Source organism: Pelagibius sp. (genome assembly GCF_028281305.1).
Taxonomy (GTDB): Bacteria; Pseudomonadota; Alphaproteobacteria; order Kiloniellales; family Kiloniellaceae; genus Pelagibius.
Genome location: NZ_JANQKD010000094.1, coordinates 41,150 through 67,181 on the forward strand (window position 1 = coordinate 41,150; position 26,032 = coordinate 67,181).

A 26,032-nucleotide genomic window follows, 5' to 3' on the forward strand; every position below is an offset into this window, starting at 1 on the left:
GTCAGGAGCCCTGACGCTCCAGCAGGCTGCGGATCTGCTGCACCTCGCGATGCAGCGCCTTGATGTCGTCTTCCAGGCGCATCGCATCGCCGTGGGACTGCCGCGTGATCTCCTCGAAGGCCTGCTCGCGCTCCGCGTCGTGCTGGCTCTGCATCGCGTTGACGATGATGGCGATGAAAAGATTGAGCACCGCAAAGGTGGTGACGAGGATGAAGGGCACGAAGAAGGCCCAGGCGAAGGGGAAGACGTCCATGACCGGGCGCACGATGCCCATCGACCAGCTCTCCAGGGTCATGATCTGGAACAGGGAGTAGGCCGAGGCGCCGAGCGTGCCGAACCAATCGGGAAAGGCCGCGCCGAACAGCTTGGTCGCCATCACCGAGAAGACATAGTAGAGCAGCCCCAGCAGCGCGGCGATGGAGCCCATACCGGGAATGGCCTGCAGCAGCGCCTGGACGACCTTGCGCATCGAGGGGATGACGGAGATCAGCCGCAGCACCCGAAGCACGCGCAGTGCGCGCAGCACCGAGAAGGCGGCCGAGGCCGGCGCCAGGCTGATGGCGACCACCGTGAAGTCGAAAACATTCCAGGCGTTCTTGAAGAAGCCGAGCCGGTAGACCAGCAGCTTCGCCAGGATCTCGACGACGAAGATGCCGACGATGATGCGGTCCGACAGCAGCAGGATGGGGCCGATCTCGGCCATGACGCTGGCCGAGGTCTCCAGACCCAGTATGGCTGCGTTCACCAGAATGAGGCCGGTGATCGCCCGTTGCATGCCTTTCGATTCGAGCAGCCGCTGCAGGCGGGCGAGTGCGACCGGTGGCGTTGATTCGGAACTAGACGGCATGACCGGCCCCTTCTTGCATCGGCTGCGGATCCATCGGGATCGCTGACAAAGCTGCTTAGATGTGCGGTTGCCGGCAAGGGGTCAAGGGCCGATTGGGGGGCTGCGGCGCAGCGGCGTCCGGCCGGGGGCCTCGGAAAGGCATAACCGGGGTCAGGCGATATCCTTCTGACCGCCGCCGGCAGCGTCCGTCTCGGCGCCGCGGTCGGTGACCCGGCGTTCGGCCGGCAGGCGGATCTCGACTTCCGTGCCGAAGTTCAGCTGGCTGCGCAGAAGCAGTGTGCCGCCGTGGAGTTCGATCAGCGCCTTGGACAGCGGCAGGCCGAGGCCGGCGCCCTGATGCGGGTGCGCGCGCTTGTCGTGGGCCTGTCCGAAGGGCTGCAGGATGACCTTGATGTCCTCCTCGCGGATGCCGATGCCGTTGTCGGCAATGACGACGCGGATCTCACCGTCGAGGGAGGTGGCCAGGCTGAGGCGGACCTCGCCGCCGGCCGGTGTGAACTTCACCGCGTTGGTGAGGAGGTTCAGCAGGATCTGCTTCAGCTTCACCTCGTCGACGCACAGCGCCAGGGCCTGGGCGCCCAGTTCGGTCTTCAAGCTGATGCCCGCCTTGGCGGCCCGCGGCTCGACGAGCTTTGCGCAGGCGGCGGAGAGTTCGCGCAGTTCGACGGTCTCTTCGTGCAGCTCCATCTGTTGTGCCTCTGCCACCGAGAGGTTCAGCAGATCGTCGACCAGGCTCAAGAGCAACTGGCCGCTGTGGTTGATGTAGCCGACATGCTCGCTCTGCTGTTCCGTCAGCGGGCCGTAGAGGCGGCGGCTCAGCAGGTCCGAGAAGCCGATGATGGCGTTCAGCGGGGTGCGCAGTTCGTGGCTGACGTTGGCCAGGAACTTGGCCTTGGCGGCGTTGGCCTCGGTGACCTGATGCAGCGCGCTGCTCAGGCGGTCGAAGCGCTGGCGGGCGATGGTGGTGGTCATCCGCATCAGCTCTGTGGCCGTGGCCACGCCGCTATAGGCGCCGTCGCGGGTGACGATGAAGCCGTCGATCATCGCCTTGGGCTTGCATGACAGCAGCACGTCGCCGATCTGGTCGATGCGCCGGTCCCACTCCACGATCAGCGGGGCCGGATCCATCAGCTTGGTGATCGGTTTGCGGTTGAACAGCTCCGGCCAGAAGGGCCGCGCCATGTTGGCGAGAAACTCCAGGCGGCCGACCAGCCCGATGGGCCGCTCGCCACGCACCACGGCAACCGCCAGGATCGAGCTGTCGCCGTGCAGCATGGCGTGCACTTCGGCGCAACTGGTCTGGGGGGAAACAGCGGGCGCTTCGTTCACAAGAATGCTGGCGCAGAGCGACTCGCCGTCTGGGCTCGAGGGGGCGGTTAGCTCTGCTGCGGCGCCCATCATGGGGACAGTCCCGGAGTGGTGCTGGTGTGGTCGCGCAACGCTAAACGCTGGGTCGTTAACAAAACCTTTTGGTTGCAGTCGCTCTGCCGCCCGCGATCAACGGTCGGTGTCCCCGCAGAGTTGTTCTTCCATCGCCTTCAGCGTCTCGTAAAGCAGGTCCAGCAGCGCGCGCACCCGCGCGGCGCGGCGCAGGTCCGGATGGGTCAGCAGCCAGAGCCCCGTATCCAGCTCCGCCGGTGGGTCCATCACCCGTTGCAGTTCCGGATCGGGGTCGGCCTGAAAACAGGGCAGGATCGCCAGCCCCAGTCCGGCGCGGGCTGCGCTCGCCTGGTTCAGGAGGGAGTTGGAGCGGTAGACGACGGCGCTGCGGTCGATGCGGTCTTCCAGCCAGCGGGTGACGGCCGGTGGGCCCGCACCCTCCTCCCAGGCGATCCAGGGCTCGCTGGCAAAGGGCTCCGCGGCAAGGTCCTTCTCTCCAACGGGTGTCGCCGAGGACGCGCGGTACACGGTCGAGGCCAGGGTCGCGACCCGTCGCCCGACCAGGGTCTCCGGCGGCTCACGGGTCGGGCGCAGGGCGATGTCGGCCTCCCGCCGGGTCAGGCTCAGCATGCGGTTGTCGATCACCAGTTCCACGGTGATGTCGGGATAGCCGCGGCGGAAAGCGGCCAGCACCGGCATCAGCAGCACCTCGGCGATGTCGTCGGGGGCGGTGAGTCGCAGGGTTCCGGTCAGGCGCAGGTCGCGTCCGCTGAGGCGCCGTTCCAGGGCCTCCACCTCGGCTTCCACCCGCTCGGCCGTGCGCAGCAGGTCTTCGCCGGCGGCGGTGGTGACGTAGCTGCCCTCGCGGCGCTCGAACAGCCGGGTGTCGAGGCGCGCCTCGATGGCGGCCAGGCGGCGGAAGACGGTGGAGTGGTTGACCCGCAGGCGCCGGGCCGCGCCGGCCAGGCTGCCCTCCCGCGCGATGGCCAGCAGGGTGCGCAGATCGGCGGTGAGATCTCCGTTTGCATTCATGCAACAGAACTTTGCGTGATTCTGCAATCGACTTGCGTGAGAGCAAATCATAGATCGGTAGGCAGAACAAGGCGCCCGTGGCCGGAGACGGCGGCGTGGCGGTGCGGAACAAACAGCCTCAAAACCAAGGAACCGAGCCATGATCGACACCAGAACCGCCCCTTACGCCGCCCTGACCCTGCGGGTCGCCCTCGGCGTCATGTTTCTCGCCCACAGCCTCTACCTGAAGGTCTTCGTCTTCACCGTGCCCGGCACCGTCGGCTTTTTCGAATCCCTCGGCCTGCCGGCGATCGCCGCCTACCTGACCATCTTCGCCGAGATCGCCGGCGGCATCGCCCTGATCCTCGGCATCCAGACCCGCCTCGTTTCGCTCGCCCTCCTGCCGGTGCTGTTGGGCGCGACCTGGGTCCATGCCGGCAACGGCTGGCTGTTCTCCGCCGAAGGCGGCGGCTGGGAGTATCCGGTCTTCCTCGCGGCGGCGGCCGTGGTGCAGGCCCTGCTGGGCGACGGTGCCCATGCCATGAAGCTGCCCTTCCTCAGCCATCAGAAGACGGCGCCGCAGACCTCCTGAGCCTGAACGGACAGTGCGCACAGAGGCCGCCCCGAGTCTCCGCTAACGGCGAGGCTCGGGGCAGTCCTCTCAGAACCAAACAAAAAACGGAGCACAGCAATCATGAAAGCCCTGATCAGAGGCGTCTGGCATTCCCGCGTCATCGACCGCGACGCTTACGAGCGCGCCCGGTCCGAACAGCCGGAGGGCCTCTTCCGCGACTGGGTCAGCGCCGACCCGACGGCGCGCTTTCCGGCGGCGCCGGGGCGCTACCACCTCTATGTCTCCTACGCCTGCCCCTTCGCCCACCGCACCATTCTCTACCGCCGCCTGCTGGGCCTGGAAAAGGTGCTGCCGGTCTCGGTGCTGCATCCGCGCTGGGGCGGGCCCGGCGGCTGGACCTTCACCCCGGACCCGGCCTTCCCCGAGGTGACGGTCGACCACGCCGGCGGGCACCAGGCGTTGTGGCAGATCTATGGGAAGGCGCGCGGCGACTACACCGGCAAGGTGACCGTGCCGCTGCTCTGGGACCGGCGGGAGGAGACCATCGTCAGCGACGAATCCGCCGACATCATGCGCATGCTGGACCTCGGCTTCGCCGCCTTCGGCGAAAGCGGGCGCAGCTTCTATCCGGCACGCCTGCGCGACGAGATCGACGCCCTGGGCGGGATGATCCGCCGCCGCGTCAACGGCGGGGTCTACCGCGCCGGCTTTGCCGCCGACCAGCAGGCCTACGACCGGGCGCTGGCCGACTTCTATGCCGCCCTCGACACCCTGGAGGAACAGCTTGGCGATGGGCGGCCCTACCTTCTGGGCAAGACCGCGACGGAGGCCGACTGGCTGCTGTTCCCGACGCTGGTGCGCCTCGATGCCGCCTATGCCGGCGCCCTCAAGATCAACGCCCGGCGCCTCGCCGACTATCCGAACCTCGACCGTCACACCAGGCGCCTCTACGCCTGGCCCGGCGTCGCCGAAACGGTGAAGCTGAACCACGTGAAGCGGCACTACTACGACGACCTGGGCATCACCAACCCCGGCATCGTCCCGCCGGGCCCCTCCACGCCGTTTGAAGCGGCGGCGTAGCGCATACCTTTCACGCGGGCGAACACCCCCCCCCTCCCGCTTCGCGGGCCCCTCCCTCTCCCACGGTGGGGAGAGGGAAATCCAGTGGGCCTCAAAAGAACCCTCTCCCCTGGCGGGAGAGGGTTGCGCAGGCTTGGCGAACCCGAAGGGTGAACCTAGCCGGAGCTGGGTGAGGGGGCGACTCCATAGAGGGATTTGACGCAAGAGCCGCGACCGCGATATCGGGACTGCCAGAGTTGGGCCTAGGGGCTCTCGTCGACGCCCACCAGTGCGCGGGCGAAGTCCTTGGCGGTGAAGGGACGGAAGTCTTCGGCGCCTTCGCCGACGCCGACGGCGTGGACCGGCAGGCCGTATTTTTCGGCCAGCGCCACCAGCACGCCGCCGCGCGCCGAGCCGTCCAGCTTGGTGACCACCAGGCCGGTGAGGTCCACCAGTTCCTTGAAGGTGCCGACCTGGGTGAGGGCGTTCTGCCCGGTGGTGGCGTCGAGCACCAGCACCACGTGGTGCGGCGCGCTGGGCTCCACCTTCTTGATGACCCGCGCCACCTTCTGCAACTCGGCCATCAGTTCGGCGCGGTTGTGCAGGCGTCCGGCGGTGTCGATCAGCAGCACGTCGTCGCCCGCCGCCTTGGCCGCCTCCACGGCCTCGAAGGCAAGGCCGGCGGAATCGGCGCCCTGTTTGCCGGCGACGACCGGGCAGCCGGTGCGCTCGCCCCAGATCTTCAACTGCTCGATGGCCGCGGCGCGGAAGGTGTCGCCGGCGGCGAGGCGCACCGAGAGGCCTTGCGCGCGGTAGTGGCTGGCGAGCTTGCCGATGGTCGTGGTCTTGCCGGAGCCGTTCACCCCCACCACCAGGATCACGTTGGGCGTCTGCGCCGGGTCCAGGACCAGGGGCCGGGCCACCGGCTCCAGCACCCGGGCGATATCCTCGGCCAGGGCGCTGCGCACCTCTTCCGGGTCGACGTCCTTGTTGAAGCGGGTCTTTGCCAGCTCCGCCGTCAGCCGCGTGGCCGTCGCCACGCCCAGGTCGGCAGTGATCAGCAGTTCCTCCAGCTCCTCCAGCGCTGCGTCGTCGAGCTTGCGCTTGGAGAAGATGCCGGCGATGCCGTCGCCCAGCTTGGAGGAGGAACGGGTGAGCCCGGCCTTCAGGCGGGAGAACCAGCCGCCTTTTTTCTCCGCTACGTCACTCATCCGTGTCGCTCACGCTGCGGGGGAGAGCTGCTGGTGCAGAGGCTCGGCCGTCAGCCGCGCGCCGTCCCGTCCGGTGATGCGGACCTGGACAACCGCACCGATCTCGCCGCGTTCAAGCAGCACCGGTGCAAAGGTCTCGCTACGGCCGAGCAGGCGCCCGTCATCTTCCTGCTTTTCGATCAGCACGGCGGCCGGCCGTCCGACCTGACTGTCGAGGAAATGGTCCAGCGCCGCAGCGCCGGCAGCGCGCAGGCGCGCCGCGCGGTCCTTGCGCAGGGCGAGGGGGACCTGCGGCATCTTCGCTGCCGGCGTGCCCTTGCGCGCAGAATAGGGAAAGACGTGCAGGTAGGTGAGGCCGCAGTCCTCCACCAGCGCCAGGGAGTTCTCGAACATCGCTTCGGTCTCGGTGGGGAAGCCGGCGATGAGATCGGCGCCGAAGACGATGTCGGGGCGGAGGTCCCGCATCGCCCGGCACAGCGCCACGGCGTCGCTGCGCGAATGGCGGCGCTTCATGCGCTTCAGGATCATGTCGTCGCCGGCTTGCAGGGAGAGATGCAGGTGCGGCATCAGCCGTTCCTCCTCCGCCACCAGGCGGCGCAGGTCGGCGTCCAGCTCGATGGCGTCGAGGGAGGAGAGGCGCAGGCGCTTGAGGTCGGGCACCTGGGCCAGCAGGCGCCGGACCATCTGGCCGAGCGCCGGGCGCCCGGGCAGGTCGCCGCCGTAGGAGGTGATATCGACGCCGGTCAGCACCACCTCGGCGACGCCGCGCTCCACAAGATTGCGGACCTGGCGCACCACCTCGCCCAGCGGCACCGAGCGGCTGTTGCCCCGGCCGTAAGGGATAATGCAGAAGGTGCAGCGGTGGTCGCAGCCCTGCTGTACCTGCACGAAGGCGCGGGTGCGCTCGGCAAAGCCGTCGATCAGCTGCGGCGCGGTCTCGGTGACCGCCATGATGTCGTTCACCAGAACCGGCGCGCTGCTCTCCGGCAGGAAGCTTTCCAGCTTCAGCTTTTCCTCGTTGCCGAGCACGCGGTCGACCTCGGCCATCCCGGCGAAGCCCTGCGGGTCGATCTGGGCGGCGCAGCCGGTGACGATGATCTCCGCCGCCGGGTTTTCGCGCCGGGCCTTGCGGATCGCCTGGCGGGCCTGGCGCTCCGCCTCGCCGGTGACCGCGCAGGTGTTGACGATGACCGCATCGTTGAGCCCGGCTGTTTGCGCGTGACCGCGCATAACCTCCGACTCGTAAGCGTTGAGACGGCAGCCGAAGGTGAGGATGCGCGCTGCGCCGTGCTTGCCTTGGCCGGTCATGGCCGCAGCTCCTGCGGCGCCAGGCCTTCCGGCAGCAGACCGGTGAAGGCGGTGGCGACCGGGCCCGTCATCAGCACGTGGCCGTCCTCGCGCCACTCCAGCTCCAGCGCGCCGCCGTCGAGCACCACCTCGACCTTGCGTCCGGTGATGCCCCGGCGCGCAGCGGCGACGGCGGCGGCGCAGGCGCCACTGCCGCAGGCCTGGGTCAGGCCGACGCCGCGCTCCCAGACGCGCAGGCGCAACCGGTTGGGGCCGATCACGGTGGCGGCGCCGATGTTGGCGCGCTCCGGGAACAGCGGGTCGTGTTCCAGCGCCGGGCCGAGCTGCGCCAGCGGCAGGCTCTCCACGGCTTCGACAAAGAAGACGGCATGGGGGTTGCCCATGTTGACGCCCACGGGGTCGCTCAGCGGTCCGCTGGCGAGACCCAGGTGCAGGGTGTCGCGCTCCTCGCTCAAGGGAATGTCCTGCCAGCCGGTCAGCGCCTCGCCCATGTCGACGGTGACGCGGCCCTGGCCGGCGGCGCGGGCCTCCAGCAGGCCGCGCCGGGTTTCGATGGTCAGCTCGTCGCGCCCGGTTTCCGCCATCACCAGGGCGGCGACGCAGCGCGTGCCGTTGCCGCAGGCACCGACCTCGCCGCCGTCGTGATTGCGGATGCGCATGAAGATGTCGGCATTGCCGTTCCCGGCGTTGCTCGGCGGCTCGATGATCAGAAGCTGGTCGCAGCCGACGCCGGTGCGCCGGTCCGCGATGGCGCGGGCCAGCGCCTCCGACGGCGCAAAGGCCTCGTCCCGGGCATCGACCACCACGAAGTCGTTGCCCAGGCCGTGCATCTTGATGAAGGGCCGTGCGCTCATAAGGCGGGTTATAGGACCGCCGGGCCGGGAAAGTCCAGGACGGGCTACCCCCTCAGGGACAGGCGGGGAGTCCCGGCTCTGAAATCCCCGGAAGCCGGGGCCGAACGGCGCCTCCGGCCGCTGTCATGCAAAGCTGCATGGAATACATGCGTGTTCTCGGGTTCACGCCGGTGCCGGTTCTCTGTATCTCACTGCCCGCCGCCCTCGCGCTGCCCCAGCGATCCCGGCGATCCCCAGTGATCCCCGTCGATCCCCTGGCAGCGCCCAGTACAGGAACCCGATTCCTTACCAACACCTAATTTCAGTACAGGCCTTTGTTTCAGGGGGTTCTGCGGGTTTTCGCCCGCATCCCTCCCCGATACCTGATGTTCGCCGCATCGGATTTTTGGCGCAAACCAGACGATTTCATCCGTCTCCCGCATCGATGCTGTGTGGAGGCAGAGCCCAGTTATTTCTGCAACAAGGAATAGATCTCATGCGCAATTGGAAAACGAAGACCTTTCTCGGACTTGCCGCCGCTGCCCTCGTGGCGCTGACCATGGCGATGACCTTCCATGGCACCGCCGAAGCCGACACGAGGAAGAGCCCCACTGTGAAAATGCAGGTGCAGAAGAAGCCGGTGGTGCCGCCCCGCCCCACGGGCCCGCAATCGACGGGCAACATCAAGGTCGAGCAGGTCTTCATCAAGGATCACTGGTGGGCCCAGTTCTATGATGTGGTTACCGGCGAGCACACCGGCTGTCACGACACGGACAACGGGCTGTCCTGCGAAGGCTCGTGCCCCTGCAACTGAGGGCCCTCTTTCCCAGGATTGTAGCGGTTTCCGACGGGGGCCGGCATCGTCCGGCCCCCGTTGCCGTTCTTCAGATCGTGGATTTACCGACCGCTGGGTCGGGAAAGCCCAGGGGGCGTTGGGCTTTCAGGCCCGTTCACTGCCTCGACTCAAGGGCTGGCCTTGAGGGCATTTGAGGAGCCGGTATGCGCCGCGGCAGATCCCCAACGGCTTCGTTGACACTCTCCTTTCCGATGCGCAGCGGCTTGCCGATGCTCGGTGCGAAGGGATCGCGGGGCTTGTGCACCGAGATGCAGAGGTCGTTCTGAAGCGGCAGCAGCGTCATCGGATCGCCCTGGTCCCGTTGTTCCTGAGCATCCCAATACTTGTAGTCGAAGAACACCACGTACTCCTGGGGTGTCGGTTCGGATGCCAGCAGGTCGGCGATTTTCTGAGCGGCTGGCTGGTCAACAACGCGCCCGCGCCAAAGGACGAACTTCGAACTGAGGCCGTAGGGGTCGCGGTCTCGGCCGTCCGCTGTGCAGGGATAGACCAGGGCACTGGCCCGACCGGCTTCCAAGGGATTGAACAGCTGGCGTTGCGATTGAAACGCCAGCCGCAGGGTCGGCCAATCCGGCGCGATCACCGTGATTGGCGGCAGGCCCGAAGGGCCGAGATGGAGATCTTTGGCCGCTTCGAAACGCGATATCTCAGCGGGCGTTGCGAGCGTGAGGGCTGTCACCTCTGCGTCGTCTAGCGACGGCGTTCCTGCGCAGGCTCCGACAAGGGCCAGAGCAAGCCCTGCAGCCGTGAAACGCCGGATGCGCACCTGAATCGGGGTCGTTTTCATCGTTCCACCTTCTCGGGAAAGGGCGGCGAGGCGAACCTACCGCTGCGATAGACCGAAACCAAGGGGCGCATGCCCCATTTTCGCCACAGGACCGCCCTCATTGCGGGCATTTCCTGGGAGAGGATCGCAGTGCCGGGCGCGGCAGGGGGCCGCGCCGCAATGCAAAGGGGGAGAGCCATGCATCCGAACACCGTGCTGAAAGCCGCCGGTGCCGCGGCGCTCGTCGCCGTGCTGGCGGCCTGCGGGCACACCGTCCAGACCACGTCCGGATCGAAGTATCTGTCTACCTATGACCTGAGCAGCCGAGACCTCGATCATCTTGTGGGAACCGATGAAGGTATTGCGGCGGCTGCGGACGTGGAGCCGCAGTTGCGGTTTCCGGCCCGACTCGGCCTGGCGCGGATCGACGCGCAGGGTTTGACTGCAATTCCGCCGGCCGAGGCCAAGGCCTGGATGGCCCTGGCGGAACGGCTGGGAGACGGCTATGGCGAGTTCGTTCCGGTTTCGCCGCTGGTTGCCGCCTTGGCGACCCCGGAGACCCCTCGGCGTGTCGTTGTCGGGAACCTTGTCTGGGACTACCGGACGTCGCTTGCGCGGGTCGTCCGCGAAGTGCGTCTCGGGGCGGCGCGCCAGCATCTTGACGCGGTGCTGATCTACGAGACCTCCGGCACCGCCGCGGACACCAGCAATGTGCTGGCGGTCACCAAGCTGGCGCTGATCGGCTTCTTCCTGCCCACTGAGGACGTGGAGGCTGAAGGCGCCGCCCAGGCGGTCCTGGTGGACGTGCGCAACGGCTACACCTACGGCATGGCCTCGGCGGTGGCGGAGCAGCCGGTGCAGCGGATCACCACCTCCGGCAACACCTCCGCCGTGCGGCGTGCGGCCGCGCAGGAAGCGGGCGTGCGCGCAGTTGCGGCGCTGACCGGGGAGGTCGAGACCATGATGCGCGACCTGCGTCTTGCCCTTGCCGAACGGCGGGCCGAGTCCGGAATGCCCGAAGCAGCGTCAGGGACACGCTAATATGTCGATTCCGGGAGAAAGGGCTATCCGTTTGGATTAGCGGGAAAATCAGGTCCGATTCACCTTGCTTTCCCGCGCCGCACCCCCTAGGTCTATGGGTGGTGACGGACGCAAAGTCAGAAGCCGCAGGATCGGTTGCACCGCCGCTGGTCGGAACTCGCGAGGCCAAATCTCAAAAAGTTCGATGGGTGGGTCGGTAAACGTCCGTGCCTGAGCCTTCCTGTACCTTGTTGTGCTTTCACTCGGCCCGGGCAGAAGCGTTCCGGGGCGCACTAAGTTGCAGTTCGAAGGAAGACCCAGACCATGATCACGGGAACCGTGAAGTTCTTTAACACCACCAAAGGCTTCGGCTTTATCGCGCCGGAAGACGGCTCCAAGGACGTGTTTGTCCACATCTCCGCCGTCGAGCGCTCGGGCATGGGCCCGCTTGTCGAAGGCCAGAAGGTGACGTTCGAGGTTCAGCCCGACGCCCGCGGGCCCAAGGCGGTGAACATTCAGGCTGCCGACTGACCAGAGAGGTCGGAACGCAGAGGGACGCCGCCCTGGACGGGAGGGTTTCGTCCCAGAAACGAGAAGCGCTTTTCGATGCGGCCGCCCAGGAAGGGCGGCCGCTTTCGTTTGCAGGCCGCTTTCGTTTGCAGGCGGACGGAGTGCTGGGGGAGTGCCGGGGGAAAGTCAGGTCGCAGAGGTGCTTGACCTCCCGGGCCCGGGCCCCTAAATTCCGCGCCGTTCAGGCCAAGGTGACGTAACCGGCTGAAAGCCCCATATGCCCGGGGCGGCCCCGCCAGTCCGCGAGTTTCGCGCACTGGCGCGAAATGCTTTGGCTCGACGCGCTTTAACCGGCGCGGGACTTTTTGAGGATCGACCGAGACCCATGTTTGACAGCCTGCAAGAACGGCTTTCCGGCGTATTCGACAAGCTGACCCGGCGCGGCGCCCTCAGCGAGGCGGACGTCACCGCCGCGCTGCGCGAGGTGCGCGTCGCCCTGCTGGAGGCCGACGTCGCCCTGCCGGTCGTGAAAGACTTCGTCGAGGGCGTGCGGGAAAAGGCGGTCGGGCAGGAGGTGCTGCGCTCGGTGACGCCGGGCCAGATGGTCATCAAGATCGTCCACGACCACCTGGTCGAGACCCTGGGCAGCGAGAGCGTCGGCCTGGACCTGCGCGCCACGCCGCCGGTCGGCATTCTGCTGGTCGGCCTGCAGGGCGCCGGCAAGACCACCAACTGCGCCAAGATCGCCCGCCGCCTGCAGGAGCGGGAAAAGAAAAAGGTCCTGATGGCCTCGCTGGACGTGCGCCGTCCGGCGGCCCAGGAGCAGCTCAAGGTCCTGGGCGAGCAGGCCGGGGTCATGACCTTGCCGATCGTGCCGGGCGAGCCGCCGGTGGCGATCGCCAAGCGCGCCATGCAGGCCGGCGCGCTGGAAGGCTACGACGTGGTCATGCTGGACACCGCCGGGCGGCTGGCCATTGACGAGGAGCTGATGGCCGAGGTGGCGGCGGTGCGCGATGCCGCCAAGCCGCATGAAAGCCTGCTGGTGGCCGATGCCATGACCGGCCAGGACGCGGTGACCGTGGCCTCGACCTTCAACGAGAAGGTGGGCCTCACCGGCATCGTGCTGACCCGCGTCGACGGCGATGCCCGCGGCGGCGCGGCGCTGTCCATGGGCGCGGTCACCGGCTGCCCCATCAAGCTGATCGGCGTCGGCGAAAAGCTGGAGGACCTGGAGGGCTTTCATCCCGACCGTGTGGCCTCGCGCATCCTCGGCATGGGCGACGTGGTCTCGCTGGTGGAAAAGGCGGCGGAAACCATCGAGCAGGACGAGGCGGAAAAGCTCGCCAAGAAACTGCAGAAGGGCACCTTCGACCTCGACGACTTCGCCAAGCAGCTCCAGCAGATGCAGAAGATGGGCGGCCTTTCCAGCCTGATGGGCATGCTGCCGGGCATGTCCGGCGCCCAGATGCAGCAGCTCAAGAAAGCCAAGCTGGACGACGGCATGGTGAAGCGCCAGCTCGCGGTGCTGTCCTCCATGACCCCCAAGGAGCGCCAGAAGCCGGAGATCATCAAGGCCTCGCGCAAGCAGCGCATCGCCAAGGGCTCCGGCACCACGGTGCAGGAAGTCAACAAGCTGCTGAAGCAGCACAAGGATGCGACCCGCGTGATGAGGCGGGTCCAGAAGATGGGCAAGAAGGGCATGCTGCGCGGCGGCCTGCCGGGAATGATGCCGGGTGGCGGCGGCAACCCCTTCGGCTAGGTACCGCTTCGGCCTTTCTCCAAACCGAGATCAACGAACAGAACAGCGTGAAAGCAGAAAGAGAGTAACCGCAATGTCCCTGAAGATTCGTCTGTCCCGCGGCGGCGCCAAGAAGCGGCCCTTCTATCGTATCGTGGTGGCGGATTCCCGCAGCCCGCGCGACGGCCGCTTTATCGAGCGCATCGGCTCCTACAACCCGATGGTCGCCAAGGATCATCCGGAGCGCATCGTCCTGAACACCGAGCGGGCCAAGCACTGGCTCTCCGTCGGCGCCACCCCCAGCGACCGGGTGAGCCGCTTCCTGGCCGCTGCCGATCTGGCGCCGGCGCGCCGCATCCCGCGCCAGACCAAGAAGAACCAGCCCGGCCAAAAGGCGCAGGAGCGTCTGCAGGAGGCTGAGGAGGCCAAGAAGGCCGCCGAAGAAGCCGCCGCGGCCGAGGCGGAGGCTCCCGCCGAGGAAGCCCCGGCTGAAGAGGCGCCGGCTGAAGAGGCCCCTGCGGAAGAAGCTGCCGAAGAGGCGAAGGCCGAGTAAGCGGCCGGGCTTGGCTCGGGCGGCTCCGCCATGGCGCGCGCGCCTGAGGACGGGGACCGCGTTTGCCTGGGGGTCATGGTCGGCGCCCACGGCGTGCGCGGCCTGGTGAAGGTCAAAAGCTTCACCGAGGTGCCCGAGGACGTCGCCGCCTATGGCCCGGTGAGCGACCGCCCCGGCCGCCAGCGCTGGACGCTGGAGGCCGTCGGCCGGGCCAAGGGCGTGGTGCTGGTCAAGGCCACGGGCGTTTCGGACCGCGATCAGGCCCAGGCGCTGCACGGCACCGAGCTTTACGTCGAGCGGGCCGCGCTCCCGGCGCTGGAGGAGGAAGAGACCTTCTACCACGCCGACCTGATCGGCCTGCGCGCCGAGGACCCGGCCGGGGCCGAGATCGGGCGGGTGGCGGCGGTCGAGAACTACGGCGCCGGCGACCTGCTGGAGATTGTCGATGGCGAGGGGCGCAGCCGTATCCTGCCCTTCACCCGGGCGGTGGTGCCGGAAGTGGACCTGGCCGCGGGCCGCCTGGTGGTGCTGGCGCCGGAGGAGACCGAAGGCGGCGCGGACAAAGACGGCGGCGACAAAGAAGCCTGAGGCCCAGGGCTGATTGGATTGGGGGGCTGGACAAAGCGGCGCCCCGGCGGCATAAAGCGCCGCCCTGGCCGCTGGACGCAGATTTGTGGCCGAGTTTCGGGGGCGTCGGGGGAGGAAATGCCATGGCGGCATGGCGGTCGCTGGTCCTGACGCTCTTCCCGGAGATGTTTCCGGGGCCGTTGGGGCAAAGTCTGGCGGGAAAGGCCCTGGACAAGGGCCTCTGGGCGCTCGATGTCCTGGACATCCGGGATTTCGCGCGCGATAAACACCGCAGCGTGGACGACACCCCTTTCGGGGGTGGCGCCGGCATGGTGATGCGGCCCGATGTGGTCGATGCGGCGCTCGGCGCCGCGCAGGAAACCTGGGCCGCTTGGGCCCGGGAGAACGAAGGAGGATCCGCGGGCGAAGCTCCGGTCCTCTATCTCTCGCCCCGGGGGCGTCTGCTGACGCAGGACCGGGTGCGGGAATTGGCAGCAGGGCCGGGGGTCACCGTGCTCTGTGGCCGCTACGAGGGGGTCGATGAACGGGTCCTGGAGGCCCGCGACGTCCAGGAAGTCTCGGTCGGGGATTATATTCTCTCCGGCGGCGAGACGGCGGCCCTGGTGTTGATGGATGCCGTGATCCGTCTGCTGCCAGGCGTCATGGGGAACGAGGCCAGCCCGGGCGAGGAGTCGTTCGGGGCCGATGCCTTTGAGGGGTTGCTGGAGTACCCCCTCTACACAAGGCCCGCCGAGTGGCAGGGCCGCAAGGTGCCGGAGGTGCTGTCCTCCGGTCACCACGAGAAGATCCGCCTCTGGCGCCAGGCGCAGGCGGAGGAGATTACAAAGCGGCGCCGCCCGGATCTCTGGGCGCGCTACCGGAAGGACAAGCCTTGAGGCCAGGGGGCCCGGGCGAGGGTTTGAGGATTGAGAGCCATGAACGTCATCGAGCAACTGGAACAGGAACAGCTCGGCAAGCTGACCGCTGACAAGGCGGTGCCGGCTTTCGCGCCGGGCGACACGCTGCGGGTCAACGTGAAGGTGCGCGAAGGCAGCCGCGAGCGCGTCCAGGCTTTTGAGGGCGTCTGCATCGCCCGGCGCAACCGCGGCCTGAACTCGGCCTTCACGGTGCGCAAGCTTTCCTACGGCGAAGGCGTGGAACGCGTGTTCCCGCTCTACAGCCCGCGCATCGAGTCCATCGAGGTGGTGCGCCGCGGCGACGTGCGCCGGGCCAAGCTCTATTACCTGCGCGGGCGCACCGGTAAGGCGGCGCGCATTCGCGAGCAGACCACCGGCCACAGCGGCAAGCTGGAAGCGGCGGCCAAGGAAGAGGCCGCCAAGGCCAAGGCCGAGCGCAGCAAGTCCAAGAAGGCGGAGAAGGCCGAGGGCTGAGCCCCGGCCTCTGCTCCGGAAGGCTTTCCGGACAGTCCCTGAAGGGGCCCGCCTGGCCGCTTGTCGAAAGCGCCGGCGGGCCTTTTCCTTTTGGCCCCCGACTTCCGTTGTGCTCCTGGGTTGCGGGCGCGGGTGAACGGTCTTTGACGATCAGGCCCGCGGCGCTATGCTCCGCCTCCCGAAAATCGGCTCCTAGAATTGGCCACGAAAACGGACCGTTAGGCCTCGCAATGGCCGAAGTCATCGCCAGATAGAAACCACGCCGGATAGAAACCAAAAGGCCGGACGCAACGGCCGCAAGGAACGAGAACGACATGTCCGCCCGAGACGCCGAGGGTCCGCGCACCCTCTTTGACAAGATCTGGGACAGCCACCTGGTCGACCGCCAGGACGACGGCACCTGCCTGATCTACATCGACCGTCACCTGGTGCATGAGGTCACCAGCCCGCAGGCCTTCGAAGGGCTGCGCCTTGCCGGGCGCAAGGTGCGCCGGCCCGAGGCGACCCTGGCAGTGCCGGACCACAACGTGCCGACCACGGACCGCTCCAAGGGCATCGAGGAAGAGGAAAGCCGCATCCAGGTGGAGACCCTGGAGCGGAACTGCGCCGACTTCGGCGTGCCGATCTTCGACATGAACGACGTGCGCCAGGGCATCGTCCATATCATCGGGCCGGAGCAGGGCTTCACCCAGCCGGGCATGACCATAGTCTGCGGCGACAGCCACACCGCCACCCATGGCGCCTTCGGGGCCCTGGCCTTCGGCATCGGCACCTCCGAGGTCGAGCACGTGCTGGCGACCCAGACGTTGATCCAGCAGCCCGCCAAGAACATGCGCATCACCGTCGACGGCGCCCTGCCGCTGGGCGTGACCGCCAAGGACCTGATCCTCGCCATCATCGGCAGGATCGGCACCGCCGGCGGCACCGGCCATGTCATCGAATACGCCGGCCAGGCGATCCGCGATCTGTCGATGGAAGGCCGCATGACGGTCTGCAACATGTCCATCGAAGGCGGTGCACGGGCCGGGCTGATCGCGCCCGACGCGGCGACCTACGACTACGTCAAGGGCCGCCCCATGGCGCCCAAGGCCGGCGCCTGGGAACAGGCGCTTGCCTATTGGCAGACCCTGCCCTCGGACGATGGCGCGCGCTACGACAAGGAAGTGACGCTGGCCACCGGCGAGATCGACCCGCAGGTCACCTGGGGTACCAGCCCGGAGGACGTGGTGCCGATCACCGGACGGGTGCCGAGCCCGGAGGAGGCGCGCGACGACGCCAAGCGCCAGGCCATGGAGCGCTCGCTCGCCTACATGGGCCTGGAGGCCGGCACGCCGCTGTCCGAGGTCGCCATCGACAAGGTCTTCATCGGCTCCTGCACCAACGGGCGCATCGAAGACCTGCGCGAGGTCGCCCGCGTGGCCGAGGGCCGCAAGGTGGCCGAAGGCGTGCATGCCATGATCGTGCCGGGCTCAGGCCTGGTGAAGAACCAGGCCGAGGAAGAGGGCCTGGACCGCATCTTCGTCGAAGCCGGCTTTGACTGGCGCGAGCCGGGCTGTTCCATGTGCCTGGCGATGAACGCCGACCGGCTGCAGCCGGGCGAACGCTGCGCCTCGACGTCGAACCGCAATTTCGAGGGGCGCCAGGGTCGCGGCGGGCGCACCCACCTGATGAGCCCGGGCATGGCCGCGGCGGCGGCGATCGCCGGCCGCCTGGCCGACGTCCGGGAGCTTTAGCGAACCCCAGGGGCGCGGACAGTCCGGCGTCAGACCGGACACCGCGTTCGAGGTCAAGGAGGGGCCTTAACGGCTGTCTCGGCAAGAGGCAGGCAGACACCCAGGGAGATGACATGCCGAAACGCTTTTTGAAGATGCCCGCGGACCGGGGATGGGCGGGCGGTGAACTCGTGGCAGTGCGCGACATGTCCAGCGGCAAGCTGCGCATCGTCAGGCCCTTTACCCCCGGCCAGAAGCGCGACGCCCACGAACCGGAGCCCGACCTGGCCCTGCTCACGGCGCTGTCCCGCAAGCAGCGTCACTGACCGGCTTCGCGGCGCCCTGCCGCCGCTGACTCTCCGGTCGAAAGTCTATTGATGGCAGCTGCCGCACCCTCGGCGCCGGGCTCCGCGCGCAGGGCCTCGCCCAGCGCCGCGGCCCGGGCCCGCAGGGCGGGATCTTCGGTCGCTGCCAGCGCCCCGGCCAGGGCGGCGGCCGTCAGCCGTTTCTGCGGCAGCGGCGGCGGGCCGGCGCCGGCCTGCAGGACCCGCCGTCCCCAGAAGGGCTGATCGCCGAACACCGGACAGAGGATCGAGGGGCGCCCCCAGCGCAGCCCTTCGTGGGTGGTGCCGGCGCCGCCGTGGTGGACAACCGCGGCGCAGCGCGGAAACAGCCAGGCGTGGGGGGCGCTCTCCAAAACATGAACCTCCGTGGCGATCTGGTTTTCGGCGATCCCGGCGGCGAGGCCGCCCCAGCCCGTTGCCAGCACGGCGCGCCGCCCGGCCATGGTCAGGGCCTCCAGGATGGTCCGGGTGAGGTGTTCCGCATTCTCGGCGGGCATGCTGCCGAAGCCGACGTAAACCGGTGGCGGGCCCGCTGCGAGAAAGCGTGCAAGATCCTCCGGCGGCCGCCAGTCGGTGGGGCTGTCTGAAAACCAGTAGCCGGTGATCTCTTCCGCGCCGCCCCAGTCCTCAGGGAATGGTACGAGGTGTCGGCTGAAGCCGTGCAGCCTTACCACCGCTCTGTTCTCCGGCCGGTGGCCGGCGAAAAGATCCCGCGGCGGCCTGGTGGTCAGCCCCAGACTGTTGCGGCGCCAGGCGCCGATCTGCCCGGCCAGCAGCCGGGACATGAGGCCGACCACGACCCGGTGGCTCATCCTGTTGCCGAAGCGCCCAAGATCCGGCAGGGCCAGCCCGGGGCTGGGGAAGGCGGCGGTGGGGATGTAGGCGGGGATCAGCGCCGTCGGAATGGCGGTGATCCGCAGCGCCTCGGCGATGGACTGGGCGGCCAGGCCCTTGGGGTGGTGGTAGACAAGCATGTCGGGCCGGATGTCCCGGGCGACGGCCCACATCTCGTCGAGCTGGCGGCGGTACATCCCCTTGGAGGCGCGCCAGGCCTGCACCTTGCCGGAAAAGGTGCGCAGGGCCTTCTGCATCTCCGGTGTCTGGATCATCTGGCGGACGTCGTCGGTCAGCGGCGCGGCTGGCAGCCCCTGCGCTTCGATCATGTCCTCGAAGCCTTGCCCGGTGGCCAGCGTGACGTCGTGGCCGCGCGCCTTCAGGGCGGCGCCGAGCGCGGCATAGGGCTGTACGTCGCCGCGCGACCCGAGGGTGAGAATCAGAATGCGCATGGGACCGGGATAGAGGCTTTCACCTGCAAGGTCGAGCCCGGCTCAAGGCGCCTGTACTCCGGAGGCTCCCCCTTTTTTGCAGCGCCGTCAGGCCCAGCGGTTGTAGGGGCCGGGGTGGAAACCCGCAGCCCGCTGTGATCCTATAGGGGCGAGAGAGCGGCGCCGAAGGGCAAAACCCGTCGGTGCCTGCGCCCCAGTGGCGAAAAGTGCCGCAAGTGAAGAACGGTGGTCGAGAGCCACAGCCGGGGGCGGCGAAGAGGGGACGATGCGATGAAACTCCGTGCGATCGGGTTGGGCTTGTGCCTGCTTGTCTTCAGCCTGGGCGCTGCCCCGGGCCTTGCCCAGGCGGGCCCGCTGCAGGATGCCCCGCTGCAACAGGCCCTGGAGGCGCAGCTGCGCGCCGGTGTCGGCGCGGCGGCGACCGACGACGAGATCGAGACCCTGACGGTGCTGGAGCGCTTCTACCAGGCCCGCGGCCTGGAGCCGCTCTGGGTTCAGGAAAGCGGGGCCGGCCCGAAAGCGCGTCAGCTCTCGGCCCTGCTCACCGCGGCGGATCTGGACGCCCTCGACCCCGCCGACTACGGCGCCGAAGACATCGCGGCGCTGCTGGGCAGCACGGCCGTAACGGCGCTGGCCGAACTGGAGATCCGCCTGACCCAGGGTCTGATCCGCTTTGCCGCCGACCTCGGCCAGGGGCGCACCACGCCCCATGTCGCCGATCCGGAGCTCTTCGTGTTCCGCGAGGAGGTGCTGCGCGAGGAGGTGCTGGCCGTTGCCGCCGGGGCGCAGGACTTGGAAGCCTTCCTGCAGCGTTACCGCCCCAACACGCCGCGCTACGACCGTCAGAAGGCGGCGCTGGCGGAGTACCGGGCGCTGGCGACCCAGGGCGGCTGGGAGCCGATCCCCGAGGGACCGACCCTGAAGCCGGGCATGAGCGACCCGCGGGTCGGTCTGCTGCGGGCCCGCCTGCGCCTCTGGGGCGACCTGAAGCCCGAGAACGACCTTGCCGAGGCGGGCGGCGACCCGGACTTCTACGACGAGCCCATGGTCGAGGCGGTGAAGTGGATGCAGTACCGCCACGGCCTGACCCAGGACGGCGCGGTGGGCAAGAAATCCCTGGCCGCCCTCAACGTGCCGATCGAGGCGCGCATCGAACAGATGGTGCTGAACCTGGAGCGTCGGCGCTGGATGCCGGACGACCTGGGCCGGCGCCACATCTTCGTCAACCTGGCCGACCAGCTCCTGAAGCTGGTGGAGGGGGAGAAGACCCTGCTCGACATGCCGGTGGTCGTCGGCAGGCCCTATCACTCGACGCCGGTCTTCAGCCACCAGATGACCTATCTGGTGATGAATCCCTACTGGAACGTCCCGCCCAGTATCGCCCGCAAGGAGCTGCTGCCGAAGATCAAGGATGATGTGAGCTATCTGGCCAGCAACAACTTCACCCTGTTCAGCGACTGGAGCAGCGGGGCCAGCGTGGTCGACCCGGTGACGGTCAACTGGGCGGCGGTCAACCGCAACAGCTTTCCCTACAAGCTGCGCCAGGGTTCGGGCGACGGCAACGCGCTGGGGCGCCTGAAGTTCATGTTCCCGAACCGCTTCAATATCTACCTGCACGACACCCCGGCAAAGACGCTCTTCGGCAAGGACGAGCGAACCTTCAGCCACGGCTGTATCCGGGTTTCCGACCCGCCGGGCCTGGCCGCCGCGGTGCTGGCGAAAACCGGCGACTGGCCCTTGCAGCGGATCAATCAGACCATCGATTCGGGAGAACGGCGTATCGTCACCCTGGATCAGCCGCTGCCGGTGCACATCAGCTACCTGACTTCCTGGGTCAACAAGGACGGCAGCGTGCACTTCCGCAAGGACGTCTACGGCCGCGACGCCAAGCTGGCCGAGGCTCTGCTCGGCGCGCGCGCCGGCGGCTGGCGGTAAGGGGGCGGCTTTCCCCGCACAGAAAACCCTCTCCCCTGGTGGGAGAGGGTTGCGAAGGCTTGGCGTGCCTTGAGGCGCGCCTAGCCGAAGCTGGGTGAGGGGGAACCACCGCAGCGCGGCGCGAACACCGCCTGCTGCTCCGCGACAGATAGAGCCGCCACCCCCCTCACCCTCCCGCTGGCGCGGGCCCCTCCCTCTCCCTCCAGGGGAGAGGGAACCGGAGCGTCGGCACGGTTGGTCTCCCCCTTCTGCCAGGGGAGAAGGAATAAGGCAGCGTCCGAAGCGACAGTAGGTTCAGGGGTGGGAACCTGACGGCGTCCGGCGTTCCGCTGCCGTGCGACTACTCCTTTTGGACTACCCCTCCCGTTGCTTCGCGCAGCCGAAGCGTGTATTCCGTTAACCGTCCGTTCGTCATTGGGGGCGCAAGGTCTGAACGGACATCTCCCCCGTATCGTATCCGCTTCAGAGAGGACCTAAGGCGGCATGGACCACAGGGCTCACCCTTTGTCTGCAAGGGCGGCGTCGCGCCGCCGATTCGTGACCGCTGCGGCCACGGGCGCCGCGGTGCTGACCACCACGATGCTGGTGCCAAGCCTCGCCTTGGCCGCCAAACCCATGCCGGCGACCCGCAGTCTGGCCTTCCGCTCCCTGCACACCGGCGAAGAGGTGGCCGCCACCTATCTGCGCGACGGCGTTTTTCAGGCCGAGGCCCTGGACCGGCTGAACCACGTGCTGCGCGACTGGCGCAGCGGCGAGGTCTGGCAGATGGACCGCAACTTGCTGGACCTGCTCTACGCCCTGCGCCGCTCCATGGACAGCGAGCAGCCCTTTGAGCTGATCTCCGGCTACCGATCACCCAAGACCAACGCCAATCTGGCCTCCAAGAGCAATGGGGTCGCCAAGCGTTCTTTCCACATGCGCGGCATGGCCGTCGACGTACGCCTGCCGGAGCGTGACCTGAAGGCGCTGCATCAGGCGGCGCTCGCCCTCCAGGGCGGCGGGGTCGGCCTCTACACCAAGTCCGGCTTTATCCACGTGGATACCGGCCGGGTGCGGCGCTGGGGCGCCTGAAGGCGGGCCCCTCCTTCCACCGCGGACGTCCCAACAGATGCCCGGCAGGCCTCCGGGAGGCCCCGGGAGGCCCCGGGAGGCCCCGAAACCGGGGCATGGCTGTCCTGCGTGCGCGGGGCTTTGACCTTTTCGCCTGACCTCTTATGATCCGCTCCCGGAACCGGGCAGCGCGCCGCTGCCCGCTCCGGAAGAACATGAGAGAGCGATGGACAAGTTCACCACCCTGACCGGGGTCGCGGCGCCCCTGCCGCTGGTCAATGTCGATACCGACATGATCATCCCCAAGCAGTTCCTGAAGACCGTGCAGCGCACCGGGCTCTCCAAGGGCCTCTTTTACGAGATGCGCTTCGACGAGGCCGGCAAGCCCAAGGAGGGCTTTGTTCTCGACCAGCCGGCCTACCGCGACGCCAGCATTCTGGTGGCGGGGGAGAACTTCGGCTGCGGCTCCAGCCGCGAGCACGCACCCTGGGCGCTGCTGGACGCGGGCATCCGCTGCGTCATCGCCCCCAGCTTCGCCGACATCTTCTACAACAACTGCTTCAAGAACGGCATTCTGCCCATCGTGCTGCCGCAGGAGCAGGTCGACCTGCTGATGGACGACGCCGAGCGCGGTGCCAACGCGGTGGTCAGTGTCGACCTGGAGAAGCAGGAGATCACCGGGCCCGACGGCGGCAAGATCCACTTCGAGATCGATGCCTTTCGCAAGCACTGCCTGCTGAACGGGCTCGACGACATCGGCCTGACCATGGAAAAGGCCGATGCGATCACGGCCTTCGAGGAGGCGCGCAGCGGCAGCCAGCCGTGGCTCTAGTCCTCTAGTCCGGTTCGGGAGCGCTCGCGCGCGGGCGCGAAGCCGGCCTCTTCCGAGGGGGCAAGAAACCATCTCTACAGCCGGCCGGTCTCCTGGGACCGCCGGCCCCTTCAAACGAGTTCTGCTGCGGGGGGAGACGCGAGACATGGCGTCCAACAAGAAGCTTCTGTTTTTGCCGGGCGACGGCATCGGTCCCGAAGTGATGGGCGAGGTGCGGCGGGTCATCGACTGGATGGACAAGCGCCGTGCGGTGACCTTCGATGTCGAGGAGCGCCTGGTGGGCGGCGCTGCGATCGATGCGGAGGGGGCGCCGGTGAGCGATGCCACGGTGGACCGGGCCATGGCTGCCGACGCGGTGCTGCTGGGGGCTGTCGGCGGCCCGAAGTGGGACGAGGTGCCCTTCGAGTTGAAGCCGGAGCGCGGCCTCCTGCGCCTGCGCAAGGACATGGAACTCTTCGCCAACCTGCGCCCCGCGCTGTGTTTCGATGCTCTGGTGGAGGCTTCCAGCCTCAAGGCGGAGGTGGTGTCCGGTCTCGACATCATGATCGTGCGGGAGCTGACGGGCGGCGTCTACTTTGGCGAGCCGCGCGGTATCGAAACCCTGCCTGACGGCACCCGCCGGGGCGTCAACACCCAGGTCTACACCACCCCGGAAATCCAGCGTGTCGCCCGGGTCGCCTTCGACCTCGCCAAGAAGCGCCAGAACCGGGTCTGCTCGGTGGAGAAGTCGAACGTTATGGAATCCGGGCTGTTGTGGCGCGAGGAGGTGACCAAGCTCCATGCGGCCGAGTATCCCGAGGTCGAGTTCAGCCACATGCTGGCCGACAACTGCGCCATGCAGCTGGTCCGCGCACCCAAGCAGTTCGACGTCATCGTGACCGACAACCTCTTCGGCGACATGCTTTCCGACGCCGCGGCCATGGCCACCGGCTCGCTCGGCATGCTGCCCTCCGCCTCGCTGGGGGCCGCCGATGCCAGCGGGCGCATCCCGGCGCTCTACGAGCCGGTGCACGGCTCGGCCCCCGACATCGCCGGCCAGGGCAAGGCCAACCCGCTGGCCACGCTGCTGAGCTTCGCCATGATGCTGCGCTATTCCTTCGACCTGGCCGAGGATGCTGACCTGATCGAAAAGGGCGTTGAGGACGTGCTGGCCGCGGGGCATCGGACCGGCGATATCGCCGGGCCCGGCAGCACGCTGGTTTCGACCTCCCAGATGGGCGACGCGCTGCTCGCCGCCCTGGAGTCCCGGGCTGCCTGAGGTTTCAGGAGCAGCAACTGCAGATTGCTGAGCGCAGGGCCCTCTCAAGGGCCATGAGCGCCAAGCCATGATGCCGTAAGGCTTTTTTGTGGCACGAGTGGATCAGATATTTTACCACTTAATCATGGAAGCTATAGTTCCCCTACAACCATAAGAAACAAGCGTTGGGGGGACGCTCAGTGGCAAGTCACTCTGCCCGTCGCCGGCTCAAGGCGGCACTTTCAACTCTTACAGTTTCCACTCTTACCCTGGCTGCGCTCACGCTGCCGAAGATGATCGCCGCCCCGGCTTGGGCCGCGGGCTTTGCCATCAAGGAGCAGAGCGGGTCCTCGCAGGGCCATTCTTTCGCCAGTGCCTCGACCGGTATCGAAGACATTTCGACGATGTTCTTCAATCCGTCGCTGCTGACCTTTCACGAAGGCAACCAGATCGTCACGGTCGGCAGCATCATCATCCCGCAGGCCGAGTTCAAAAACGGCAGTGGCACCTTCACGCCGGCGGTCGGCGGCGGCGCCATCGGCACCGCCGCCGGGTTCACCGGAAATGATGACATCGGCGTGGACGCCTTCGTGCCGGCCACCTATGCGATGATCTCGCCGACCGAGGACCTGCGTCTGGGCCTCGCCCTGACCTCGCCCTTCGGCCTCAGAACCACCAATCCGGAGGGTTGGATCGGGCGCTACCACGCGCTCGACTCGCGGCTCACCACGGTGAACATCTCGCCGACGGTGGCCTATCGGGTGAACGAATACCTCTCCGTCGGTGCCGGCTTCGTCGCCCAGTACGCGGATGCCAAGCTGTCCAACGCCATCGACTTCGGCACCATCGGCGCCGGCCTCGGCGGGGTCCCGGGCCAGGAGGACGGCCGGGCGGTGCTGCGGGCCGACGACTGGGGCTTCGGCTTCACACTGGGGGCCACGCTGACGCCGATGGAGGGCACCCGCATCGGGCTCGGCTACCGTTCCATGGTCTCCCACACCCTGGAGGGGGATGCCAACTTCGATCTCGGCACCGGGATCGGCGCCACGGTTTCCGGGGCCACCGGGGCCTTCGTCGACACCGGCGCCGATGCCAGCACCCAGCTGCCGGAACAGGTGAGCCTGGGCATTCACCAGGACATCACCGACGAGTTGTCGATCATGGGCGAGGTGCAGTGGACCCACTGGAGCCGCTTTCGCGAGCTCAGGATCAACTTCGACAACCCGGCTCAGGATCCCAGTGTGACCGAGGAGAACTGGACGAACGTCTGGTTCTTCGGTCTCGGCGCGACCTACAAACCCTTCGAAGACTGGACCTTCAAAGCCGGGGTGGCGTTCGACGAGAGCCCGGTGCCCGACCGTACGCGTACGCCCCGCATCCCGGACGAGGACCGCTATTGGATCTCCGGCGGCGTCTCCTACGATCCGTACGACTGGCTGTCGGTTTCGCTGGGCTACACCCACATCTTTCTGCCGGATGCGGACCTCGACCTTGACTTCGACGACCCCAACAATGCATCCCGCGGCAGCTTGGAGGGAACCTACGAAACCTCCATCGACATCATCGCACTGCAGGGGAAGATCACGTTTTGACAGCTCGGGCTGACAGCTCGGGCTGACGGTTCGGGCCCCGCTGTTCGGCGGCGGCCCTTTCCCGGCCCTGTCCTGTTCCGGGCGGCGCGGTCACAAATCGATCAATTGACCGCCGACCGGGGCGCGGCTAAAGTCCGCCGACACGCTCCATTGGGAGAAGACCTTATGCAAAAGACCCTTACCGCCCTCGTGGTTGCGGCAGGCGTCGCCGGGTTCGCGGGCTCCGCCCTTGCGGCCGGCTGCGGCGGCTATTCCCAGACAGTCGAGATTTCGAAACCCGTCGTCACGGCGGACGCCAAGCAGTCGACTCCGGTCATCAAGACCACTCCGGAGACCGCCAAGAACTAGGCGACCAGACCCATGGACGATACGAAAGGCCGTCCCTCTGGGCGGCCTTTCTTCTTAAGGGGCGCCTTTCAG

General features: G+C 67.7%; 26 protein-coding genes. 18 read left to right on the top strand and 8 right to left on the bottom strand.

Features of this window, described 5'->3' with window-relative positions:
- Position 1: 1 nt before the first annotated feature.
- The 3 genes from Q0982_RS18185 to Q0982_RS18195 all read right to left on the bottom strand — a co-directional run bounded on the left by Q0982_RS18185 (position 2) and on the right by Q0982_RS18195 (position 3,259).
- On the bottom strand, positions 2-847 hold the full coding sequence (locus Q0982_RS18185; RefSeq protein ID WP_299397825.1) for an ion transporter: 846 nt from the start codon (positions 845-847) through the stop codon (positions 2-4).
- A gap of 150 nt (positions 848-997) precedes the next feature.
- Positions 998-2,248: an ATP-binding protein gene (locus tag Q0982_RS18190; protein ID WP_299397826.1), complete on the bottom strand. Its 1,251-nt coding sequence runs from the start codon at positions 2,246-2,248 to the stop codon at positions 998-1,000.
- A gap of 96 nt (positions 2,249-2,344) precedes the next feature.
- Positions 2,345-3,259: a LysR family transcriptional regulator gene (locus tag Q0982_RS18195; RefSeq protein WP_299397828.1), complete on the bottom strand. Its 915-nt coding sequence runs from the start codon at positions 3,257-3,259 to the stop codon at positions 2,345-2,347.
- A 139-nt stretch (positions 3,260-3,398) separates the two neighbouring features.
- Here Q0982_RS18195 and Q0982_RS18200 point away from each other — a divergent pair, with 139 nt between their 5' ends.
- Positions 3,399-3,830 (top strand): DoxX family protein, encoded by a 432-nt coding sequence (locus tag Q0982_RS18200; RefSeq protein WP_299397829.1) that lies wholly within the window; start codon positions 3,399-3,401, stop codon positions 3,828-3,830.
- A 102-nt stretch (positions 3,831-3,932) separates the two neighbouring features.
- Positions 3,933-4,892 carry a glutathione S-transferase family protein gene (locus Q0982_RS18205; protein WP_299397831.1) on the top strand — a complete coding sequence of 320 codons (960 nt, stop codon included), beginning with the start codon at positions 3,933-3,935 and terminating at the stop codon, positions 4,890-4,892.
- 242 nt (positions 4,893-5,134) lie between these two features.
- Here Q0982_RS18205 and ftsY read toward each other — a convergent pair whose 3' ends face one another.
- Genes ftsY through dapF form a run of 3 tightly spaced genes read right to left on the bottom strand, consistent with a single transcriptional unit; the run spans position 5,135 to position 8,244 of the window.
- The gene (gene ftsY, locus Q0982_RS18210; RefSeq protein WP_322097061.1) at positions 5,135-6,082 is read right to left on the bottom strand and encodes a signal recognition particle-docking protein FtsY; all 948 of its coding nucleotides are present in this window, start codon (positions 6,080-6,082) and stop codon (positions 5,135-5,137) included.
- 9 nt (positions 6,083-6,091) lie between these two features.
- Positions 6,092-7,390 carry a tRNA (N(6)-L-threonylcarbamoyladenosine(37)-C(2))-methylthiotransferase MtaB gene (gene mtaB, locus Q0982_RS18215; protein WP_299397832.1) on the bottom strand — a complete coding sequence of 433 codons (1,299 nt, stop codon included), beginning with the start codon at positions 7,388-7,390 and terminating at the stop codon, positions 6,092-6,094.
- On the bottom strand, positions 7,387-8,244 hold the full coding sequence (gene dapF / locus Q0982_RS18220) for a diaminopimelate epimerase (RefSeq protein ID WP_299397834.1): 858 nt from the start codon (positions 8,242-8,244) through the stop codon (positions 7,387-7,389). The genes mtaB and dapF overlap by 4 nt, the downstream gene beginning before the upstream one ends.
- 475 nt (positions 8,245-8,719) lie before the next feature.
- On the opposite strand from dapF, the gene Q0982_RS18225 reads away from it, so the two are divergent.
- Positions 8,720-9,037 carry a hypothetical protein gene (locus tag Q0982_RS18225; RefSeq protein ID WP_299397836.1) on the top strand — a complete coding sequence of 106 codons (318 nt, stop codon included), beginning with the start codon at positions 8,720-8,722 and terminating at the stop codon, positions 9,035-9,037.
- Between the two features lie 136 nt (positions 9,038-9,173).
- Here the strand turns inward: Q0982_RS18225 and Q0982_RS18230 are convergent, their stop codons facing one another.
- The gene (locus Q0982_RS18230; RefSeq protein WP_299397838.1) at positions 9,174-9,866 is read right to left on the bottom strand and encodes a hypothetical protein; all 693 of its coding nucleotides are present in this window, start codon (positions 9,864-9,866) and stop codon (positions 9,174-9,176) included.
- Between the two features lie 177 nt (positions 9,867-10,043).
- Here Q0982_RS18230 and Q0982_RS18235 point away from each other — a divergent pair, with 177 nt between their 5' ends.
- The 9 genes from Q0982_RS18235 to Q0982_RS18275 all read left to right on the top strand — a co-directional run bounded on the left by Q0982_RS18235 (position 10,044) and on the right by Q0982_RS18275 (position 17,662).
- Positions 10,044-10,886, top strand: coding sequence for a hypothetical protein (locus Q0982_RS18235; RefSeq protein WP_299397841.1), 843 nt, complete (start codon positions 10,044-10,046; stop codon positions 10,884-10,886).
- 303 nt (positions 10,887-11,189) lie between these two features.
- A complete protein-coding gene (locus Q0982_RS18240; RefSeq protein WP_167222589.1) occupies positions 11,190-11,396 on the top strand; it encodes a cold-shock protein in 207 nt (68 codons plus the stop codon).
- A 364-nt stretch (positions 11,397-11,760) separates the two neighbouring features.
- A complete protein-coding gene (ffh, locus tag Q0982_RS18245) occupies positions 11,761-13,134 on the top strand; it encodes a signal recognition particle protein (protein ID WP_299397846.1) in 1,374 nt (457 codons plus the stop codon).
- Between the two features lie 73 nt (positions 13,135-13,207).
- The gene (gene rpsP, locus Q0982_RS18250) at positions 13,208-13,666 is read left to right on the top strand and encodes a 30S ribosomal protein S16 (protein ID WP_299397849.1); all 459 of its coding nucleotides are present in this window, start codon (positions 13,208-13,210) and stop codon (positions 13,664-13,666) included.
- Positions 13,667-13,696: 30 nt separating this feature from the next.
- Entirely contained in the window at positions 13,697-14,254 is a 558-nt protein-coding gene (gene rimM, locus Q0982_RS18255) for a ribosome maturation factor RimM (RefSeq protein ID WP_299397851.1), read from the top strand.
- A gap of 122 nt (positions 14,255-14,376) precedes the next feature.
- A complete protein-coding gene (trmD, locus tag Q0982_RS18260; RefSeq protein ID WP_299397854.1) occupies positions 14,377-15,129 on the top strand; it encodes a tRNA (guanosine(37)-N1)-methyltransferase TrmD in 753 nt (250 codons plus the stop codon).
- A gap of 39 nt (positions 15,130-15,168) precedes the next feature.
- Positions 15,169-15,624: a 50S ribosomal protein L19 gene (gene rplS, locus Q0982_RS18265; RefSeq protein WP_299397856.1), complete on the top strand. Its 456-nt coding sequence runs from the start codon at positions 15,169-15,171 to the stop codon at positions 15,622-15,624.
- Positions 15,625-15,938: 314 nt separating this feature from the next.
- Entirely contained in the window at positions 15,939-17,357 is a 1,419-nt protein-coding gene (gene leuC, locus Q0982_RS18270) for a 3-isopropylmalate dehydratase large subunit (RefSeq protein ID WP_299397859.1), read from the top strand.
- A gap of 113 nt (positions 17,358-17,470) precedes the next feature.
- Positions 17,471-17,662 (top strand): hypothetical protein, encoded by a 192-nt coding sequence (locus tag Q0982_RS18275; RefSeq protein WP_299397861.1) that lies wholly within the window; start codon positions 17,471-17,473, stop codon positions 17,660-17,662.
- Here the strand turns inward: Q0982_RS18275 and Q0982_RS18280 are convergent.
- The gene (locus Q0982_RS18280; protein ID WP_299397864.1) at positions 17,656-18,966 is read right to left on the bottom strand and encodes a glycosyltransferase; all 1,311 of its coding nucleotides are present in this window, start codon (positions 18,964-18,966) and stop codon (positions 17,656-17,658) included. The two genes, Q0982_RS18275 and Q0982_RS18280, sit on opposite strands and share 7 nt — an antisense overlap.
- Before the next feature lie 270 nt (positions 18,967-19,236).
- Between Q0982_RS18280 and Q0982_RS18285 the strand changes: the two genes are divergently transcribed.
- The 6 genes from Q0982_RS18285 to Q0982_RS18310 all read left to right on the top strand — a co-directional run bounded on the left by Q0982_RS18285 (position 19,237) and on the right by Q0982_RS18310 (position 25,960).
- The gene (locus tag Q0982_RS18285) at positions 19,237-20,901 is read left to right on the top strand and encodes a murein L,D-transpeptidase (RefSeq protein ID WP_299397866.1); all 1,665 of its coding nucleotides are present in this window, start codon (positions 19,237-19,239) and stop codon (positions 20,899-20,901) included.
- A gap of 537 nt (positions 20,902-21,438) precedes the next feature.
- Entirely contained in the window at positions 21,439-21,972 is a 534-nt protein-coding gene (locus Q0982_RS18290; RefSeq protein ID WP_299397869.1) for a DUF882 domain-containing protein, read from the top strand.
- A 205-nt stretch (positions 21,973-22,177) separates the two neighbouring features.
- Positions 22,178-22,783 carry a 3-isopropylmalate dehydratase small subunit gene (leuD, locus tag Q0982_RS18295; RefSeq protein WP_299397870.1) on the top strand — a complete coding sequence of 202 codons (606 nt, stop codon included), beginning with the start codon at positions 22,178-22,180 and terminating at the stop codon, positions 22,781-22,783.
- Between the two features lie 145 nt (positions 22,784-22,928).
- On the top strand, positions 22,929-24,041 hold the full coding sequence (gene leuB / locus Q0982_RS18300) for a 3-isopropylmalate dehydrogenase (protein ID WP_299397873.1): 1,113 nt from the start codon (positions 22,929-22,931) through the stop codon (positions 24,039-24,041).
- A gap of 272 nt (positions 24,042-24,313) precedes the next feature.
- Positions 24,314-25,612, top strand: a complete 1,299-nt coding sequence (locus Q0982_RS18305) for an OmpP1/FadL family transporter (RefSeq protein WP_299397875.1) — start codon at positions 24,314-24,316, stop codon at positions 25,610-25,612.
- Between the two features lie 165 nt (positions 25,613-25,777).
- Positions 25,778-25,960 (top strand): hypothetical protein, encoded by a 183-nt coding sequence (locus tag Q0982_RS18310; protein ID WP_299397877.1) that lies wholly within the window; start codon positions 25,778-25,780, stop codon positions 25,958-25,960.
- The last annotated feature ends 72 nt before the right edge of the window (positions 25,961-26,032 follow it).

Excerpts from the sequence above, each read along its gene's own strand:
- Q0982_RS18185 (WP_299397825.1), bottom strand. The coding sequence starts at position 847 with ATGCCGTCTAGTTCCGAATCAACGCCACCGGTCGCACTCGCCCGCCTG.
- Q0982_RS18190 (WP_299397826.1), bottom strand. The coding sequence starts at position 2,248 with ATGATGGGCGCCGCAGCAGAGCTAACCGCCCCCTCGAGCCCAGACGGC.
- Q0982_RS18195 (WP_299397828.1), bottom strand. The coding sequence starts at position 3,259 with ATGAATGCAAACGGAGATCTCACCGCCGATCTGCGCACCCTGCTGGCC.
- Q0982_RS18200 (WP_299397829.1), top strand. The coding sequence starts at position 3,399 with ATGATCGACACCAGAACCGCCCCTTACGCCGCCCTGACCCTGCGGGTC.
- Q0982_RS18205 (WP_299397831.1), top strand. The coding sequence starts at position 3,933 with ATGAAAGCCCTGATCAGAGGCGTCTGGCATTCCCGCGTCATCGACCGC.
- ftsY (WP_322097061.1), bottom strand. The coding sequence starts at position 6,082 with ATGAGTGACGTAGCGGAGAAAAAAGGCGGCTGGTTCTCCCGCCTGAAG.
- mtaB (WP_299397832.1), bottom strand. The coding sequence starts at position 7,390 with ATGACCGGCCAAGGCAAGCACGGCGCAGCGCGCATCCTCACCTTCGGC.
- dapF (WP_299397834.1), bottom strand. The coding sequence starts at position 8,244 with ATGAGCGCACGGCCCTTCATCAAGATGCACGGCCTGGGCAACGACTTC.
- Q0982_RS18225 (WP_299397836.1), top strand. The coding sequence starts at position 8,720 with ATGCGCAATTGGAAAACGAAGACCTTTCTCGGACTTGCCGCCGCTGCC.
- Q0982_RS18230 (WP_299397838.1), bottom strand. The coding sequence starts at position 9,866 with ATGAAAACGACCCCGATTCAGGTGCGCATCCGGCGTTTCACGGCTGCA.
- Q0982_RS18235 (WP_299397841.1), top strand. The coding sequence starts at position 10,044 with ATGCATCCGAACACCGTGCTGAAAGCCGCCGGTGCCGCGGCGCTCGTC.
- Q0982_RS18240 (WP_167222589.1), top strand. The coding sequence starts at position 11,190 with ATGATCACGGGAACCGTGAAGTTCTTTAACACCACCAAAGGCTTCGGC.
- ffh (WP_299397846.1), top strand. The coding sequence starts at position 11,761 with ATGTTTGACAGCCTGCAAGAACGGCTTTCCGGCGTATTCGACAAGCTG.
- rpsP (WP_299397849.1), top strand. The coding sequence starts at position 13,208 with ATGTCCCTGAAGATTCGTCTGTCCCGCGGCGGCGCCAAGAAGCGGCCC.
- rimM (WP_299397851.1), top strand. The coding sequence starts at position 13,697 with ATGGCGCGCGCGCCTGAGGACGGGGACCGCGTTTGCCTGGGGGTCATG.
- trmD (WP_299397854.1), top strand. The coding sequence starts at position 14,377 with ATGGCGGCATGGCGGTCGCTGGTCCTGACGCTCTTCCCGGAGATGTTT.
- rplS (WP_299397856.1), top strand. The coding sequence starts at position 15,169 with ATGAACGTCATCGAGCAACTGGAACAGGAACAGCTCGGCAAGCTGACC.
- leuC (WP_299397859.1), top strand. The coding sequence starts at position 15,939 with ATGTCCGCCCGAGACGCCGAGGGTCCGCGCACCCTCTTTGACAAGATC.
- Q0982_RS18275 (WP_299397861.1), top strand. The coding sequence starts at position 17,471 with ATGCCGAAACGCTTTTTGAAGATGCCCGCGGACCGGGGATGGGCGGGC.
- Q0982_RS18280 (WP_299397864.1), bottom strand. The coding sequence starts at position 18,966 with ATGCGCATTCTGATTCTCACCCTCGGGTCGCGCGGCGACGTACAGCCC.
- Q0982_RS18285 (WP_299397866.1), top strand. The coding sequence starts at position 19,237 with ATGAAACTCCGTGCGATCGGGTTGGGCTTGTGCCTGCTTGTCTTCAGC.
- leuD (WP_299397870.1), top strand. The coding sequence starts at position 22,178 with ATGGACAAGTTCACCACCCTGACCGGGGTCGCGGCGCCCCTGCCGCTG.
- leuB (WP_299397873.1), top strand. The coding sequence starts at position 22,929 with ATGGCGTCCAACAAGAAGCTTCTGTTTTTGCCGGGCGACGGCATCGGT.
- Q0982_RS18305 (WP_299397875.1), top strand. The coding sequence starts at position 24,314 with ATGATCGCCGCCCCGGCTTGGGCCGCGGGCTTTGCCATCAAGGAGCAG.
- Q0982_RS18310 (WP_299397877.1), top strand. The coding sequence starts at position 25,778 with ATGCAAAAGACCCTTACCGCCCTCGTGGTTGCGGCAGGCGTCGCCGGG.